This is a genomic window from Streptomyces sp. NBC_00090, assembly GCF_045160815.1.
Classification (GTDB): Bacteria; Actinomycetota; Actinomycetes; order Streptomycetales; family Streptomycetaceae; genus Streptomyces.
Genome location: NZ_CP108224.1, coordinates 9,020,155 through 9,036,516 on the forward strand (window position 1 = coordinate 9,020,155; position 16,362 = coordinate 9,036,516).

The 16,362-nt window shown below is 73.4% G+C and carries 15 protein-coding genes and 1 tRNA gene; 10 read left to right on the top strand and 6 right to left on the bottom strand.

Annotation, left to right across the window (positions count from 1 at the left end; translation table 11 throughout):
- Nucleotides 1–2: 2 nt before the first annotated feature.
- The 10 genes from OG361_RS39965 to OG361_RS40010 all read left to right on the top strand — a co-directional run bounded on the left by OG361_RS39965 (nt 3) and on the right by OG361_RS40010 (nt 10,410).
- On the top strand, nt 3–905 hold the full coding sequence (locus OG361_RS39965; RefSeq protein WP_405862690.1) for a Rossmann-like domain-containing protein: 903 nt from the start codon (nt 3–5) through the stop codon (nt 903–905).
- The gene (locus OG361_RS39970) at nt 902–2,110 is read left to right on the top strand and encodes a PLP-dependent cysteine synthase family protein (protein WP_405861641.1); all 1,209 of its coding nucleotides are present in this window, start codon (nt 902–904) and stop codon (nt 2,108–2,110) included. The genes OG361_RS39965 and OG361_RS39970 overlap by 4 nt, the downstream gene beginning before the upstream one ends.
- The gene (locus OG361_RS39975) at nt 2,107–3,165 is read left to right on the top strand and encodes a dipeptide epimerase (RefSeq protein WP_405861643.1); all 1,059 of its coding nucleotides are present in this window, start codon (nt 2,107–2,109) and stop codon (nt 3,163–3,165) included. Before OG361_RS39970 ends, OG361_RS39975 begins: the two co-directional genes overlap by 4 nt.
- Nucleotides 3,162–4,544: an MFS transporter gene (locus OG361_RS39980; RefSeq protein WP_405861645.1), complete on the top strand. Its 1,383-nt coding sequence runs from the start codon at nt 3,162–3,164 to the stop codon at nt 4,542–4,544. The genes OG361_RS39975 and OG361_RS39980 overlap by 4 nt, the downstream gene beginning before the upstream one ends.
- On the top strand, nt 4,541–5,410 hold the full coding sequence (locus tag OG361_RS39985; protein ID WP_405861647.1) for a class I SAM-dependent methyltransferase: 870 nt from the start codon (nt 4,541–4,543) through the stop codon (nt 5,408–5,410). Before OG361_RS39980 ends, OG361_RS39985 begins: the two co-directional genes overlap by 4 nt.
- Entirely contained in the window at nt 5,407–6,990 is a 1,584-nt protein-coding gene (locus tag OG361_RS39990; protein ID WP_405861649.1) for an ABC transporter substrate-binding protein, read from the top strand. The genes OG361_RS39985 and OG361_RS39990 overlap by 4 nt, the downstream gene beginning before the upstream one ends.
- Nucleotides 6,987–7,934, top strand: coding sequence for an ABC transporter permease (locus OG361_RS39995; protein WP_405861651.1), 948 nt, complete (start codon nt 6,987–6,989; stop codon nt 7,932–7,934). The genes OG361_RS39990 and OG361_RS39995 overlap by 4 nt, the downstream gene beginning before the upstream one ends.
- Complete coding sequence (locus OG361_RS40000) at nt 7,931–8,740, top strand: ABC transporter permease subunit (RefSeq protein WP_405861653.1); 810 nt, start codon at nt 7,931–7,933, stop codon at nt 8,738–8,740. Before OG361_RS39995 ends, OG361_RS40000 begins: the two co-directional genes overlap by 4 nt.
- Nucleotides 8,737–10,278, top strand: a complete 1,542-nt coding sequence (locus OG361_RS40005; protein ID WP_405861655.1) for an ABC transporter ATP-binding protein — start codon at nt 8,737–8,739, stop codon at nt 10,276–10,278. Before OG361_RS40000 ends, OG361_RS40005 begins: the two co-directional genes overlap by 4 nt.
- Before the next feature lie 44 nt (nt 10,279–10,322).
- Nucleotides 10,323–10,410 (top strand) — tRNA-Leu (locus OG361_RS40010).
- A gap of 218 nt (nt 10,411–10,628) precedes the next feature.
- Here OG361_RS40010 and OG361_RS40015 read toward each other — a convergent pair.
- Genes OG361_RS40015 through OG361_RS40040 form a run of 6 tightly spaced genes read right to left on the bottom strand, consistent with a single transcriptional unit; the run spans nt 10,629 to nt 16,088 of the window.
- Nucleotides 10,629–11,873, bottom strand: coding sequence for a cytochrome P450 (locus OG361_RS40015; protein ID WP_405861657.1), 1,245 nt, complete (start codon nt 11,871–11,873; stop codon nt 10,629–10,631).
- Nucleotides 11,870–13,099 (bottom strand): cytochrome P450, encoded by a 1,230-nt coding sequence (locus tag OG361_RS40020; protein WP_405861659.1) that lies wholly within the window; start codon nt 13,097–13,099, stop codon nt 11,870–11,872. Before OG361_RS40020 ends, OG361_RS40015 begins: the two co-directional genes overlap by 4 nt.
- Nucleotides 13,096–13,713: a GTP-binding protein gene (locus OG361_RS40025; RefSeq protein ID WP_405861661.1), complete on the bottom strand. Its 618-nt coding sequence runs from the start codon at nt 13,711–13,713 to the stop codon at nt 13,096–13,098. Before OG361_RS40025 ends, OG361_RS40020 begins: the two co-directional genes overlap by 4 nt.
- Nucleotides 13,694–14,047, bottom strand: coding sequence for a DUF742 domain-containing protein (locus OG361_RS40030; protein WP_405861663.1), 354 nt, complete (start codon nt 14,045–14,047; stop codon nt 13,694–13,696). The genes OG361_RS40025 and OG361_RS40030 overlap by 20 nt, the downstream gene beginning before the upstream one ends.
- Nucleotides 14,044–14,445 (bottom strand): roadblock/LC7 domain-containing protein, encoded by a 402-nt coding sequence (locus OG361_RS40035; protein ID WP_405861665.1) that lies wholly within the window; start codon nt 14,443–14,445, stop codon nt 14,044–14,046. Before OG361_RS40035 ends, OG361_RS40030 begins: the two co-directional genes overlap by 4 nt.
- Nucleotides 14,442–16,088 (bottom strand): sensor histidine kinase, encoded by a 1,647-nt coding sequence (locus OG361_RS40040; RefSeq protein ID WP_405861667.1) that lies wholly within the window; start codon nt 16,086–16,088, stop codon nt 14,442–14,444. Before OG361_RS40040 ends, OG361_RS40035 begins: the two co-directional genes overlap by 4 nt.
- Nucleotides 16,089–16,362 lie beyond the last annotated feature (274 nt).

Sequence of the window (16,362 nt, forward strand, 5' to 3'; positions counted from 1 at the left end):
CCGTGCCCGTCCCTCACGCGACCGCCCTGGACGTTCCCGTCGCTCACGCACCTGCCCCGCACACGGACGCCCCGCACCCACCCGCCCCGCACGAGCCCGCCGTAAGTACCCTCGACCAGCTCGTCGCGCACGTCCGCGCCGGCGACTACGGCCCCGACCCCGCCCGGGAACGCGTCGCGCTCGCCTTCACCACCGCCCAGGCGGTCCGCCACGCCGGCCGCAACAGCGGATACCGCAACGAGGTCCTCAGCCTCCGCCTGCACGCGGCCGTCGGATCCTGCGCCGTGGAGCCGGGCGCCCTGCCCGCCGCGGCGCTCGACGACTGCGTCGGCGCCTCGGTGGCCGAGCTGCTCGACCACCCGCTGCTTCCGGTCCGGATCGCCGCGCTCGACGCCTACCTCGGCCACACACGCCCCCACACCTCCCGCCACGGCGCCCGGCCGTACGCCCTCCCGCCCGGCAACTCCCTCCGGCGGTCGCGGGCCCGGGCCCGCGCCGTCGTCGGTCTCCTGCCGACGCCCGGCCCGCGCCGTGTCCTCGTCGTCGGCGTCGTCAACTCCCTGCTGGAGAGCCTGCGCGAGCGGGGCATCGGCTACGTGCCCTGTGACCTCAAGGGCGGCGCCACCGAGTGGGGCGAGCCCGTACGGACCGATGCCCTCGCGGAGCTGGAGCACTGCGACGCGATCCTCGCCTCCGGCATGACCCTGGGCAACGCCACCTTCCAGCCCCTCCTCGACCATGCCGCCGCCACCGGCAAACCGCTGGTGATGTTCGCGCAGACCGGCAGCGCGATCCTGCCGGGCTTCATCGGAACCGGGGTGAGCGCCGTCTCCGCGGAGCCGTACCCCTTCTTCTGGCTCGACGGCGGTCCCGGAGTCATCCACCGCTACGGAGGCACCCGGTGACCACCGCACCCCCGCTGGACCGTGCGTCGGCCCACCGCGCGAACCCGGAGCTGCTGACGCTGATCGGCCGCACCCCGCTCGCCCGCATCCGCACGGAACTGCCCCACCCGCACCCCGGCTTCTGGGCCAAGCTCGAATGCCTCGGCGGCGGCGGCATGAAGGCCCGGTCCGCCGTGGCCATGCTGCGCGGCGCCCGGGAGCGCGGCGAGCTCCGTCCGGGCGCCACCGTCGTCGAGTCCACCTCCGGAACCCTGGGCATCGGCCTCGCCCTCGCCGGGCAGGCGCTCGGACACCCCGTCGTCCTCGTCGTCGACCGCGAACTCGAACCCTCCATGCGCCAGTTGCTGAGCGCGTACGGGGCGCGGCTGGAACCGGTGGAGCGGCCCGCGGCCGAAGGCGGCTGGCAGGCCGCCCGGATCGCCCGGCTCCGCGAGGTCCTGGCCCGGACCCCCGACGCCTACTGGCCCGACCAGTACAACAACCCCGACAACGCCGCCGGCTACCTCTCCATGGCGGCCGAACTCCGCGAGCAGCTCGACCACCTCGACGTACTGGTGTGCAGCGTCGGCACCGGCGGACACAGCGCGGGACTCATCGGCCCGCTGCGCCGCCGCTGGCCGCGGCTGAAGGTGATCGGCGTCGACTCCGTCGGCTCCGCCATCTTCGGCCAGCCTGCCCGCCCCCGCCTGATGCGGGGACTGGGCAGCAGCATCCATCCGCGGAACGTCGCCCACCACGCCTTCGACGAGGTCCACTGGGTGGGGCCGGCCGAAGCGGTCGACGCCTGCCGCAGACTCGCCCGCACCAGCTTCGTCAGCGGCGGCTGGAGCACCGGAGCCGTGGCGCTGGTCTCCGCCTGGGCCGCCCGCGTCGAGACGGGCGCGGTCGTCGCGACGGTCTTCCCCGACGGACCGCACCGCTACCTCGGCACCGTCTACGACGACGACTACTGCCACGCGCACGGTCTCGACCGGGCCGAACTCGCCGTCCGCCCCGTGGAGATCGCCCACCCGTACGCGACCGAGGTCACCGGCTGGACCCGCTGCCGCACCGTCGTCGACCCGCTCACCTCCCCCCGCCCACACCCACGCACATCGGCCCCGCACCCGCTCACGTCCCCCCGTCCGCCCGTGCCCTCGCCCTCGGCCGTGTCCATGCCCTCGCCCGCGTCCGTGCCCGCTCCCGCCCGAGGAGGTCTCGCGTGAAGCTCACCTGGCGGACCGCCGAACTGGAACTGGCCGAACCGCTGCGCATCTCCCGCTCCGTGATGGCCCGCCGCGACGCCGTCTGGGTCGCCGTCGAGCACGACGGCCTGACCGGCTGGGGCGAGGTCGTCAGCAGCGACTACCTCGGCCTGCCCACCCCGCGCATCCTCCGGCACCTCGCCACGGCGCGACCCGCCGTCGAACGGCTTCCCGACCCCGAGACCGCGTGGAACGACCACCTCTCCGACACGCTGCCCGGCGCGTCGGAGCTGCCGGCCGGGGTACTCGCCGGTCTGGAGGCCGCCCTGCTCGACCTGATCGGCAAACGGGCCGGCAGCCCCGTCCACCAGCTGCTGGGCACCCGTACCGCCCCGGTCGTCCGGACCGCCCGTACGATCGGCATCGTCGCCCCCGGCCCGGCCTCGGCGCAGGCCGCCCGCCTCGCACGGAGCGGCTTCACCGTCCTCAAGGTCAAGGCCGGATCGCCCGATCCGGCGGACGACCTCGCCCGCGTCCGCGCGGTACGGGCCGCGGCGCCCGGGGCGAATCTGCTCCTCGACCCCAACGGCGCGTGGACCGAGCGCCGGGCGATCGAGCTGCTGCCGCGCTTCGCGGACCTCGGGGTCACCGCCGTGGAACAGCCCGTCGCACCCGGCAGCCCCGCCTCCCTCGCCCGCGTGGCGAAGGAGTCACCGGTCCCCGTCATCGCCGACGAGGACGCCGTCCGCCACGAGGACGCCGTCGCGCTCGCCGGACTGGTCCACGGCGTCAACGTCAAGCTCGCCAAATGCGGCGGCGTGCGGGCCGCCCTGCGCATCCACGACGCCCTGCGCGGCAGCGGCACCGACATCATGCTCGGCTGCCTCACCGCCAGCTCCCTCGGCATCGCCCCGGCCGTGCACCTCGCCGACAAGGCCCGCTGGGTGGACCTCGACGGGCACCTGCTGCTCGCCGACGACCCCTGGACGGGCATCGGCGGTGCCGACGGCACGGTACGCGCAGCCGATCTGCCCGGCCTCGGCGTCCGGCGCACCCCCGCGGCGGCCGGGCGGTGAAGATACTCGGCACCCTCCGGGGCTTCCCGCTCGCCATACGGCTGCTCGTGCTCAACCAGCTCGGCGTCAACACCGGCTTCTACCTGCTCGTCCCGTACCTCGCCACCCATCTCTCCGACGACCTGGGGTTCTCGGCCGCCCTCGTCGGCGTGGTCTTCGGCCTGCGCAACCTCAGCCAGCAGGGCCTGTTCCTGATCGGCGGTTCCGCCGCCGACAGGCTCGGCGCGCGCGGAGTGATCATCGCGGGCTGCGCGCTGCGCACGCTGGGATTCGGCCTGTTCGCCCTCGGCGACAGCCTGCCGCTGCTGATCGCCGCGTCCGTCCTCAGCGGGCTTGCGGGGGCCCTGTTCAATCCCGCCGTGCGGACCTACGTCGCCCAGGAGGCCGGCGAGCGCAAGGCCGAGGCCTTCGCCCTGTTCAACGTCTTCGCCACCACCGGCGCACTCCTCGGGCCGCTCCTCGGCAGCCTCCTGCTCCTGGTGGACTTCCGGGCGGCGGCCGTCACCGCCGCCGCGGTGTTCGCCGCGCTGACCGTCGCCCAGCTGCTCGTCCTGCCCGCCCGCGAGGTGCCGGCCCCGGACACCGGCCTCCTCGCCGACTGGCGCGAGGCCGCGGGCAACCGACGCTTCCTGGCGTTCTCCCTCGCCATGGTCGGCATGTACGGCCTGGAGAGCCAGCTGTACCTCCTGCTGCCCCGGGCGGCGACCGACGCCTCCGGCTGGGACGGCTCGGTCGGGCTGCTGTTCCTCGCCGGGACCGTCGCGAACGTGCTGTTCCAGCTGCGCATCACCCGCGCGCTGAAGACCCGGGGGAGCGGGGGCCGCTGGATCGCGACCGGCCTGGCCGTCATGGGCCTCGGATTCGTACCGCCGATGCTCGTGGCGGGTACCGCCACCACCCACCCGGCACGCCTGCTGCCGGTGCTCGCCGGCGCGCTGCTGCTGCACCTCGGCGTGATGGTCGCCCAGCCGTTCGTGATGGAGCTGATACCGGCCTTCGGCCGCGCCAACCTGACGGGAACCCTCTACGGCCTCTTCTACGCCGTGTCCGGGATCGCCGCGGCCCTCGGCGGTACGGGCATCGGCTGGGCCATGGACACCGCCGGACACACCGGCCTGACGTGGTTGCCCTACGTGTGCTGTCTCGCCCTCGGTCTGGCATCGGCGGCAGCCGTCACCCACATCCGGCGCAGAGGCCTCCTCCCCGAGGCGGAGGCATCCGGCGAACCCGCGGCGGAGGGGCCCGACCAGGCCGACCTCCAACTCCCCGACCGGCCCCAAGGCGAGACCCAAGGCGAGACCCGAAGCGAGACCCGAAGCGAGACCCGAGGCGAGACCCGAGGCGCGATCCGAAGCGAGACCCGAAGCGAGATGCGATGACAGCGATCACCAGCGGAAACCTGCTCACCGACCACCCCGAGCTCTACGAGGAGCGCTTCCCCGACCCCGACCGGCTCGCCGCCCGGTGGACCGAGAGCGTACTGGCCCGCCACGGCGCCGGCCCCCGCGTGCTCGACGTCGGCTGCGGCACCGGACGTGACGCCGCCTGGCTGCACCGACGGGCCGGTCGCGACGTCACCGGCATCGACACCTCCGAAGCCATGCTGGCGCACGCGCGCCGCCGCCACCCCGGACCCCGCTACCACCGCGCCGACATGCGGGACTTCGACCTCGGCGCGACGTACGACGCGATCGTCTGTCTGGACAGCGCCCTCCTCTACTGCCGGACCAACGAGGAGCTCGCCGCCTTCCTCGCCCGCTGCCGCGCCCACCTCTCCCCGGCGGGGCTGCTCGTCGCCGAGATGCGCAACGGCGCCTTCTTCCTCGGCAACAACGAGCTCCTCGACGGCCCGCGCTCCCACACGTTCCCCTGGCGCGGTGCCACCTACACCTCCCGCACCACCCTCTGGATCGACCACGGCGCGCAACTCCTGCGCCGCCGAAGGACCTGGACCGTCGACGACGGCTCCGACGATGCCGGCCCCGGGCGGGACGGTTCCGGGCGGGACGGCTCCGCGGGAGCCGAGCAGCACTCCGCGTGGAGGCTGCTGTTCCCGCAGGAGCTCCGGTACTTCCTCACCACCGCCGGGTTCGAGGTCCTCGCGCTGTACGACGGGCCCGGGCCCCGTACCGAACCACCGTGGAGCGAGGGCGCGGCTCCCCGGGAGACCGCGAGTTCCGACCGACTCCACCTCATCGCCCGGCTCATGACCCACCCCAGCGACAACGGAGACACCACCCCATGAACGACGACCGCTCCGGTCTCGCCCGCAGAGGCTTCCTGATCGCCTCGGGCGCCACCGCCCTCGCTCTCACCGCCGCCTGCGGAACCGGCGCCACCACCCCGGACGCCAAGGACTCCAAGGACACCGCGAACGGCTCGAACACCACCCCCAAGCCCGGCGGACGGCTGCGCGCCGCCTTCGCCGGCGGCGGTGCCAACGAGACCCTCGACCCGCACGCCGCCAACCTGTTCGTCGACGCCGCCCGCGCGAAGGCCCTCTTCGACAAGCTCGCCGACTTCGGCGCCGACCTCGCCGCCGTCCCCAGGCTCGCCGCGAAGTGGGAGCCCAACGACGCCCTCGACACCTGGCGCATCACCCTCCGCAAGGCCGCCTTCCACGACGGCAGGCCCGTCACGGCCGAGGACGTCCTCCACAGCTACCGCCGCATCGCCGACCCGCAGGGCACCTTCCGCGCCAAGGCCTCGCTGGAGCCCATCGACCTCGACGCCAGCCGCGCCGTCGACGCTTCCACCGTCGAGTTCAGGCTGAAGCGCCCGTACGCCGAATTCCCCAACGTGCTGGCGGCGTTCGGAGCGTACATCGTCCCGAAGGGCGCCACGGCCTTCGACCGGCCCGTCGGCTCCGGACCGTTCCGCTTCGTCTCCTTCACACCGGGCAGTTCCCTGGTCGTCAAGCGCAACGACACCTACTGGGACGGCGCCCCGCACCTCGACGAGCTGGAGTTCGTCGTCGCGTCCGAGGAGTCGGCGCGCGTGAACGCCCTGCTCGGAGGCCAGGTCGAGTACGCCCACGAACTGAGCCCCGCGACCGCCCGCACCCACGAGGGCAAGGGCAGGATCGAGGTCGTCCGCCTCCCGGGCAGCGCCATGCAGGGCTTCGTGATGAAGACCGACCGCCCGCCGTTCGACGATCCCCGGGTCCGCCGGGCCTTCTTCCTCATCGCCGACCGCAGGGAGCTCGTCGACGGCGCCCTCTCCGGCGCAGGCGACATCGGCAACGACCTGTTCGGCAAGGGGTACCAGTACTACGCGGCCGACCTCCCGCAGCGCGCCCAGGACCTGGAGAAGGCCCGTGCGCTCCTCAAGGAGGCCGGTGCCGAGGGGCTCAGGGTCACCCTCGACACCGCCCCCGCCGCCACCGGCTTCGTCGAGGCCGCCGGCATCTTCAAGGAACAGGCCGCGAAGGCCGGTGTCACCGTGGAGATCAAGGTCGGCAACAAGGACACCTACTGGAAGGACATCCTGAACAACGGCACCTTCGCCTCCTACCGTTCGGGTGCCATGCCGATCGAGTCCCACATCTCGCAGCGCCTGCTCACCGGATCCACCACCAACGCCACCCACTGGCGGCGCAAGGACTTCGACGACCTCTACCAGCAGGCCCAGTCCACCCGCGACGCGACCAGGCGGAGCGCCCTCTACGAGCGGATGCAGCGCCGGCTGCACGACGAGGGCGGCTTCCTGATCTGGGGCTTCGCCGACTGGATCATCGCCACCGCACCCGGAGTGCGCGGGGTGTCGAACCAGGCCCCCGCCAACACCCTCGACTGGGCCCGCTTCGACAAGACCTGGCTCGCGTGACACCGCACCTGTCATGGATCGGCCGCCGCCTCCTCCTCGGTCTGGGGCAGACGGCGGCCGTCGTCCTGTTCGTCTTCGCCCTCACCGAGGCGCTGCCCGGCGACGCGGCGGTCGCCCTCGCCGGCGACCAGCCCGACCCCGACCGCATCGCGCGCATCCGCGAGACCATGGGTCTGGACCGGCCGGCCGCGGAACGCCTCGCCGACTGGGTCACCGGCCTCCTCCACGGTGACCTCGGCACGTCCCTGGTCAGCGGACGGCCCGTCACGGGCTATCTGACGTCCGGACTCGGCCCCACCCTCCTCCTCGCCGGCGCCACCCTCGCGCTCCTCGTCCCCCTCTCGGTGGGGCTCGGGGTGCTGGCGGCCCGCCGCGAGGGCGGACCCCTCGACCGCACGGTGACGGCGCTGACCCTCGCCGTGCACGCCGTACCGGAGTTCGCCGTCGGGATCCTGCTCGCCACGCTCTTCGGGCTGTGGCTGGCCTGGCTGCCCCCCACCGCCCTCGGAGCCGACCCCTTCTCCGAGCCCGCCGTCCTGATCCTGCCCGTCGTCGTGCTGCTGTCCCGACCCGTGTGCACGATCAGTCGCCTCGTACGCGCCGGGATGATCGACGCGTACGCCTCCCCGTACATCGCGCAGGCCCGTCGCTACGGCGTGGCCTGCGCCCGGATCACCTGGACCCACGCCCTGCCGAACGCGCTCGCTCCCGCCGTCCAGCAACTGGCCCGCACCTGCGACTGGCTCCTCGGCGGAGTGATCGTCGTGGAGGCCCTCTTCGTGATCCCGGGCCTCGGCACCGTCCTCATCGAGGCCGTCGCCGCCCGCGACCTCCCGGTCGTCCAGGGCATGGCCGTGGTCTTCGGCACGGTCACCGTCCTGGTCAACCTCGCCGCCGACCTGACGGCCCGCCGCTTCGCGCCCCGAGCCGAGGTGGCGGCATGAAGCGGAAGCCGGCAAGGTACCTCCTCGCCCTCGGGCTGATCGTCCTCCCGGTCCTCATCGCCCTGCTCGGACCCGTCGTCGCGGGCCCCGCGGGCGCCCGCGCGGTCTCGTTCGCCTCCGGCGACGGGCACTGGCTCGGCACCGACTTCAGCGGACGCGACGTGTGGCACCAGGTGCTCCTCGGCGGCCGCCCCGTCGTGATCGTCGCCGTCGCGGCCACCGCCCTCACCTACCTCGTCGCCGTGCCCCTCGGCCTCACCGCGGCCCTCACCCACCGCACCTGGCTGGAGGAGACGCTGATGCGCCCCCTGGACGTGGTCATCGCCGTCCCCTCGCTCCTGCTGGTCCTGCTCGTCGCGGCCACCCTCACCCCGGGGCCCGTCGGCCTGACCGTCCTGGTGGCAGCGGTCGCCGTACCCGACGCGGCCCGCGTCGTGCACGCGGCGGCCGTCGAGGTCTCGTCCCGGCCCGCCGTGGAAGCGCTGCGCATGCAGGGCGAGTCCTGGTGGCGCACGACCATCGGATACGTGGCCCGCTCCCTGCGCCGCACCCTCGCGGCCGACGCGGGGATCCGGCTCACCGGGGCCCTCTACCTGGTCGCGACCGCCGCCTTCCTCGGCGTGGGCGTACCGCCCGACGCCGCCGACTGGGCCGTCATGGTCGACCGCAACCGCACCGGTCTGTTCCTCCAGCCGTGGGCGGTGGTGGTGCCCGCCCTGCTCATCGCGGCCCTGTCCATGGGCACCAACCTCCTGTTCGACGCCGCCCTCCAACGGCCCACCCCCCGGAAGGGAGCGACCCGATGAACCCCGTCGCCTTCGTACGTGACCTGCGCGTCGTCATCGGCGGACGGACGATCGTGGACGGGGTGAGCCTCGCCGCCCACGCGGGCAGGATCACCGCCGTCATCGGCCCGTCCGGCAGCGGCAAGACCACCACGGGACGCGCCCTCCTCGGCGAGCACCCGGCCGGCGCCGTCGTCAGCGGCACGGTCCACACCCCCGCGGGCCCGGTCGGCTACGTACCCCAGCACCCGGCCTCGGTCCTCAACCCCGCACGCCGGACCGGAGCGCTGCTCGCCGACATCGCCGCCCGCCAGGGAGGCGACCGGGCCGAGCGCGGTCGCCGGATCGAAGAGGCCCTGCGCCTCGCCCGGATCCCGGATCCGGAGGACGTGCTGCGCCGCTTCCCCCACCAGCTCTCCGGAGGCCAGCAGCAGCGGGTCGTCCTGGCCCAGGCCCTGCTGCTGGGCGCGCGGGTCGTCGTCGCCGACGAACCCACCACCGGCCAGGACGCCCTCACCAAACAGGGCATCGTGGCGGAGCTGAGCGCCGTCGCCGCACGGGGCATCGCCGTCGTGCTCCTCAGCCACGACCTGGACGTCGTACGGCAGTTGGCCGACGAGGTGGTGGTCATGCGGGCCGGGCGCGTCGTCGACCGGGGTTCCGTGTCAGCGGTCCTGGGGGAACCCGTACCGGCCGGGCCGGGCGCCCCGAGAGTGCCCCGCCCCCGCGGACCGGTGCGCCTGGAGACGCGGAACCTCACCGCACGGCACCGCACCGCACGGGGAACCGTCGAGGTCCTGAGGGACGTCGGAGTCTCGGTCGCGGCGGGGGAGTGCCTGGCCGTCGTCGGCCGGTCCGGCAGCGGCAAGACCACCCTGGGCCGCTGCCTTGCCGGGCTCCACCGCACGTACGAGGGCACCGTCCTGCTCGACGGAGCGCCGCTGCCGCGCAGCCTCCGCTCCCGCCGCCGGGCCGAACTCGCAGCCGTGCAGTACGTGTTCCAGGACGCGAACGCCGCCTTCGACGAGCACCGGCCGGTCCTCGACCAGGTCGCCCGCAGCGCCGTACGGCTCCGGGGCGCCACCACGAGGGACGCGCGCCGCACGGCTCTGAGTACCCTCGGCGAGTTCGGGCTCGACGAGACCCTCGCCGTGCGCCGCCCTCGCGAGCTGTCCGGCGGCGAACTCCAACGAGCGGCGCTGGCCCGGGCCGTCCTGGCCCAACCGCGGATCCTCGTCTGCGACGAGATCACCTCCGGCCTCGACGCGGCCACGCGGACCACGATCCTGGACGCCCTCGCCCGCCTCAGGGAAGGTACCGAACTCGGCCTGGTGTTCATCACCCACGACCCGGCGGCCGTCGGAGTCCTCGCGGACCGGATCGCGGTCCTCGACGGGGGACGCGTGGTCGAGGCGGGCCCGGCCCGTCGGCTGATGGAGGCGCCGCGGGACCCCGTCACCCGGGGGCTGCTGTCCGCCGCGTCGACGTCGCTGCCCGGCCGCACGTCGCTGACCACCGGAAACGCGGGTGAACGACACCCCGGGAGCCTGGTAGATTGATGTCTGTCGCCGCGGGGATCACCCCGCGTCACGACACACACCTGGTCCAAGTGGCGGAATGGCAGACGCGCTAGCTTGAGGTGCTAGTGCCCTTTATCGGGCGTGGGGGTTCAAGTCCCCCCTTGGACACCAGATCTTCTCCCGGCCACCGCCGTAACGGCCAGCGCCGCACCGGCGTGCCGACCCTCCCGCGATGTCACTGCTCGCGAGGCTCGACGAGAATACCCACGTACGCCGTACCCCGTATCCCACCACCCCGCCCGACGCCTCGGGACCGCTGTCGCACCCCGCCGCCCCTCCGGGCGGGCCGTGGCCTGCCCGCCCGGAGGGGCGGTGCGTAACGTGACCCGTCAGGCCAGGTGGACCGGCAGGTCGAACAGGTCGTTCTGCGTGACGACCGGCTTGTTCCGCAGCTCCTCGCGTGGCACGGCGAGCCGGAGCTCGGGGAAGCGCTCGTACAGCGCGGGCAGCGCCACCGACGCCTCCAGCCGGGAGAGCGCGGCCCCCGGGCACACATGCGGACCGTGACCGAAGGCGATGTGCCGGTTCGGCGTGCGGGTCACGTCGAACGCCCCCGCCGTCGTACCGTGCTGCTCCTCGTCACGGCCGATCGCGCCGTGCGACACGATCAGGGCGTCCCCCTTGGGCAGGACCCGGTCGCCGACCTCGATGTCCTCGCTCGCGAACCGGATCAGGACGTGCGAGGTCGGCGTCGACCAGCGCAGCGTCTCCTCGATCACGTTCTCCCACGGCACCTCGCCCTTCAGCACCAGGGCGCGCTGCTCCGGGTGGGTCTCCAGGGCGACGACCGCGTTGACGATCAGGCTGATCGTCGTCTCGTGACCGGCGGCCACCATCAGCTGGAGGGTGTTGGTGATCTCCGCCGTGGTGAGCCGGTCGCCGCCCTCCGACGCCTCGATGAGCGCGCTGGTCAGGTCGTCGCCGGGCGCCGCGGTCCTGGCCGCCACGATCCCCGAGAAGAGGGTGCCGAGGTCGGCCATCATCTGCGGCACCTCCTCGGGCGGGGTCTGCGTCGAGAAGAACTTGTCGAAGAGGGCCTTCATCCGGGGGTGGTCGGCCTGGTCGACCCCCATCAGGTCGCTGACCACGTTCATCGGCAGCGGGTACGCGAACTCCGCCTTCAGGTCCACGACCTCGCCCGCCGGCCGCTCCGCGAGCCGGTCCAGGCTCTCGGTCGTGAGGGCCTCGATACGGGCCCGCAGCCGCTCCACCCGGCGCGCGGTCAGCGCCTGGGCCACCAGCGTGCGCAGCCGGCGGTGCTCCTCGCCGTCGACGGTCAGCATGGAACGGCCGGGGTTGGCCAGGCCGATCAGGGGCCAGTCCATGGGGATCTCGCCCCGCTGCCAGGCACCCCACACGTCGATGTCCTTGACCAGGCGGGAGTCGGTGAGCAGCTTCCGCGCCTCGGCGTGACGGGTGACGGCCCAGCAGGGCACGCCGCCGGGCAGCACGACCCGGGCCAGCGGGCCCGCCTCGCGCAGCCGGGCGCTCTCGCCGTCGAGATCGGTGACGAAGGGGTCGAGGACGATCGCGTCGGTGCCGGGCGCGGCGGTGTGGTCGTACGGGCAGCTCATGCGAAGGCTCCAAGGGCAGGGGTCGGGGTGTAGGTCACGGGGAGCGCGGTGAGGCCTCGCAGCCAGGGGGACGGGCGGCGGGAGAGATCGTTCTCCGCCACCGCGAGATCCACGTCCGGCAGTCGGTCGAGGAGGACCTCGATGCCCGTCCGGGCGATCGTCTCGGCGGCCTCCTGGGCGGGGAAGGGGCAGCGGTGCTCCCCGTGGCCGAAGGCGAGGTGGGCGTAGTTGCCGCCGGTGAGCGCGCCGGAGTCGGCGCGCACGTGCGGGTCGGAGTTGGCCGCGGCCAGACCGAGCAGCAGCAGATCGCCGCGGACGATCCGGCGTCCGCCGAGATGCGTGTCGCGGGAGGCCCACCGTCCTGCGACGTTCTGGGTGGGGGTGTCCTCCCACAGGACCTCGTTCATCGCCTCCCCGACGCTGTGCCGGCCGCCGGAGAGCGAGGCCGCGAACCGGTCGTCGGTCAGCATCAGGCGCAGCGAGTTGCCGATCCAGTCGGCGGTGGGCTGGTGGCCGGCGGCCATCATCACCATGAGGTCCTGGGCGACCTCCTCCACCGTGAATCCGGCGGTGTTGGCGATCATCCGCGAGGCGACGTCGTCGCCGGGCGTCTCGGCCTTGGCCGCGAGCAGCGCGAACATGGACTCGGCCAGATGGCGCTGGCCCTCCAGGGCGCCCTCCTGGCCGTTGACCATGTCGTTCATGGCGGTCACCAGGGCCGGTCCCTGGGCATCGGCGAAGCCGTAGACGCTGGCGAGGACCCGGACCGGCAGCAGCATCGCGTACTCGGCGATGATGTCGCAGGCGCCCTTGCCGCAGAGTTCGTCGATGAGCGCGTCGGCGAAGCGCTCGGCCCGTTCCTTCAGGACGAAGGGGTCGATGGCCTCCAGGGCGTCGGAGACGACGCGCGCCCGCTCGCGGTGCCGCTCGCCGACGGTGTAGAGGATGGACGGCTGCTTGCGGCCGATCATGGGCAGCAGGGGCCAGTCCGCCGGGATGGCGTCCCACTGGTTCCACAGCTCGGAATCGCGCGAGAAGAGGACCGGGTCGCTGGTGACCTGGTGCAGCTCGCGGTAGCCGAGGACCAGCCAGGCGGGTACGTCGCCGTCGAGCACGACGGGGGCGACGGACCCGTGCTCACGCCGTAGCCGTCGGTACAGCTCGACGGGGTCGGTCTGGAACCCGGGGCCGCTCAGCGGGACGGGCTGGGACGCGGGACAGGTCACGGGGTGGGCTCCGGAATCGGCTGCGGGTCCGACGTGAGGATGGTCTGCAGGTGCTCGACGAGCGAGATGAGGACCTGCTTGCCGGACTCGCGCGACCGGGCGTCGCAGAAGACCAGCGGGACCTCGTCGGCGAGGTCGAGGGCCTCACGGATCTGGGCGGGGGAGTGCGCGGGACCGCCGAAGTCGTTGCAGGCGACGACGAACGGGGTGCCGTGGTGTTCGAGCCGGTCGACGGCGTACCAGGAGTCGGCGAGCCGCCGGGTGTCGACGAGGACGACGGCGCCGAGCGTCCCGGAGAACAGCCGGTCCCACAGGAACCAGAACCTCTCCTGGCCGGGGGCTCCGAACAGGTACAGGACGTTGCGCGCGTCGAGCGAGATCCGGCCGAAGTCGAACGCCACCGTGGTCGCGGTCTTGGCCGCCACGCCGCCGGTGTCGTCGACGCTCTCGCCGGCCTGCGTCATGGTCTCCTCGGTGTTCAGCGGACGGATCTCGCTGACCGAACGGACCAGGGTGGTCTTGCCGACTCCGAATCCGCCGACGACGACGATCTTCAGTCCGTTGTCGGCGGTGCTGTGCAGGGTCTGGCGCTGTTCAGAGGCTACGGAGTCCAACGAGCACCTGCTCCAGGATGTCGTGATCGGGAAGGCGGTACGAGGCACGGGGGTGCCGTGCGCTGATCCGGCCGGTGTCGTGCAGATCGGCGAGGAGGATCCGTGTGATCGACACGGGCAGGCCGAGCCGCGCCGCCACTTCCACCACCGCCGTGGGGTACCGGCACATGCGCAGGATCGCGGTGTGCTCGGACTGCATGCCGGGGACCGGATCGCTCTCGGCGACGACGAGGGTCACCACGTCGAAGGCGGTGGATCCGGCCCGGCTGCGACCGCCGGTGACGGTGTAGAGGCGGTCGGGGGAGTCGTCCCGACCCGGCCTGACGCGGCTCATCCCCGGGGCCTGGCGACGAGGTGTTCGCCCAACTGCTCCACCAGCTCGGACATGTTGTGGCCCACGAGGCCGGCGTCGGCGTCCTCGTCGGCGACCAGCGCGAGGTGGGCGCCGTCACCGGCCTCCACGATGAACAGGACGCCGCCGTAGAACTCGGCCATCGCGGAGCGCACCCCGCCCGTGCCGTCGCCGAACTCGACGGAGGCACCGTGCGACAGGCTCTGGATGCCCGCGGCGATCGCGGCGAGCTGGTCGGCCTGGTCGACGGAGAGCTCGGACGTACGGCAGAGCTTGAGCCCGTCACGGGAGAGCACCAGGGCGTGACGGGTGCCCGGGGTGCGTCGCAGCAGGCTCTCCAGGAGCCAGCTGAGCTTCTCGTCGGTGGTGGTGCCGGTCATCGCGGATTGCCTTCCGAATACGGGGAGTTCGAGGACGGCGACGGGTGCGGTGCGGTCGTCCGGCCCTGTGGGTCGGACGACGGTACGGACGCGTCGGCGGGACGGTCGTCGGGCGCGCCGCCGGCCGGAACGACGGGGGCGTCGCCCTTCGGCTGGGCGCCCGCGGCGCGCAGGGCCCGGTGGAAACTGCCGAAGCGCGGAGGGGTCGATGCGGGTGTGCCGGTGCGCGGTGCCGCGGCCGGGCGGGCCTTGCCGGGCGTCTCCTCGGCCTTGAGCTGGGCGGCCAGGGTCTCGCCACGACGGCGGCGCGGCAGGACGATCCCGCTCGGCTCCTCGGCACCGCTTTCGGCCGCGGGCTCGTGGACGGTCCCGGGCTCGGTCGCCGGAAGGGCGGCGGGGGCGGGAGCGGAGGGCGGCGGCGTGGCGGGGGTCCGGCCGGGGAGCGGGGCGGTCATGCCTCGGCCCGCCACGGGGGGCGACGGCTCGCCCGGGACGCCGACCGGCCCCTCGGGTGCGCTGCTGATGAGCTCCTGAGGCAGCATCAGGATGGCGCCGGTTCCCCCGCGTGCCGAGGGGCGGAAGGAGACGGTCAGGCCGTGCTTGCGCGCCAGTCGGCCGACGACGTGGAGACCCAGACGGGTTCCGGAGAGGCCGGCCAGGTCCTGGGCCGCCGATCCGACGGCGGCCTCGGCGCGCCGCAGCTGCACCTCGCTCATCGCCAGCCCGCTGTCCTCGACGGTGATGACGATGCCGGCCGGGACCTCCTCCACGTATACGTGCACCTCGGCGCTGGGTGGGGAGAAGTTCGCCGCGTTGTCGAGGAGTTCGGCCAGTGCGTGCATGACGCCCTCGGCGGCGTGGCCGGTGACGGCCGCCTCGCTGCCGGAGTGCAGCCGCACCCGCTGGTAGCCGCCGATCCGGCCCATCGCGCCGCGCAGGATCGATTCCATGACGATCGGGCGCGTCCAGCGCCGGCCGGACCGGGCTCCGGTCAGTACGGCGATGGAGTCGGCGAGCCGGCCGGCCTGGGCGGTGCGGTGGTCGAGGTGGAGCAGGTCGGTGAGGACGTCCTCGTCCGCGTGCCGGTGCTCCATCTCCCGCAGGTCGGCCATCATGCTCGTCGCCAGTGCCTGCATCCGTCCCGCCGCGTTGGCCGCGGCGGCCATGGCCGCGGACCGGCCGGACTCCGCACGGCGCAGGCGGGCTTCGAGACGTTCGACGTCGGCGGCCCGCGCGAGGGCGAGGTGGGCCGCCTCGGCCCGGTGGGACCGGTCGAGCTCCTCGGCGCGCGCCGCGTGGCCGGCGGCCACGGCTGCGGCCTCCGCCTCGTACCGCTCCCTCAGCGCCTCCGCCTCGCGCTCGGCGGTGGCCTTGAACCGGCCGACGTAGGCCTCCCGCGAGGAGAGTTCGGCGGCGAGGAGCTCGGCCCGCCGGCCGAGCACGCGTGCGGTGCGTGCGTACCAGGTGACGGCGAAGGCGGCGGCGGACAGGAGCAGGACGCCGCACACGGCGAACCAGCCGAGCGCGGGGCGGACCTCGGTCGGTGCCGCGGTCGTCGCCGCCGCGGCGAGCGCACCACCCGCGGCGAGTGTGAGCAGCGAGGAGATCAGGGCAGGGCGGAACGGGGTGGGTGACGCCGTCATCAACCAGACTCTCGAGAGCAGGCACACGGGGAAGGGGGCGGAACGACGGAACTATAGGGCCGCTCTTGATCGGTTCGGAACTCTCGTGAACGGATTGGTATTCAGATCACTACAGAGTCATCCACCAATGCGACCAGCAAAGACGGAAATTGCGCGATCTGCGTCCAAGTCGCAGGTCGGAGGCGTTCTTTGCCGACCAGTCAGCCCATCCACCCATCCACCCATCCACCCATCCACCCATCCACCCATCCACCCATCCGCCCACCCCGCTCCA

Excerpts from the sequence above, each read along its gene's own strand:
- OG361_RS39985 (WP_405861647.1), top strand. The coding sequence starts at position 4,541 with ATGACAGCGATCACCAGCGGAAACCTGCTCACCGACCACCCCGAGCTC.
- OG361_RS39990 (WP_405861649.1), top strand. The coding sequence starts at position 5,407 with ATGAACGACGACCGCTCCGGTCTCGCCCGCAGAGGCTTCCTGATCGCC.
- OG361_RS40000 (WP_405861653.1), top strand. The coding sequence starts at position 7,931 with ATGAAGCGGAAGCCGGCAAGGTACCTCCTCGCCCTCGGGCTGATCGTC.
- OG361_RS40005 (WP_405861655.1), top strand. The coding sequence starts at position 8,737 with ATGAACCCCGTCGCCTTCGTACGTGACCTGCGCGTCGTCATCGGCGGA.
- OG361_RS40015 (WP_405861657.1), bottom strand. The coding sequence starts at position 11,873 with ATGAGCTGCCCGTACGACCACACCGCCGCGCCCGGCACCGACGCGATC.
- OG361_RS40030 (WP_405861663.1), bottom strand. The coding sequence starts at position 14,047 with ATGAGCCGCGTCAGGCCGGGTCGGGACGACTCCCCCGACCGCCTCTAC.
- OG361_RS40035 (WP_405861665.1), bottom strand. The coding sequence starts at position 14,445 with ATGACCGGCACCACCACCGACGAGAAGCTCAGCTGGCTCCTGGAGAGC.
- OG361_RS40040 (WP_405861667.1), bottom strand. The coding sequence starts at position 16,088 with ATGACGGCGTCACCCACCCCGTTCCGCCCTGCCCTGATCTCCTCGCTG.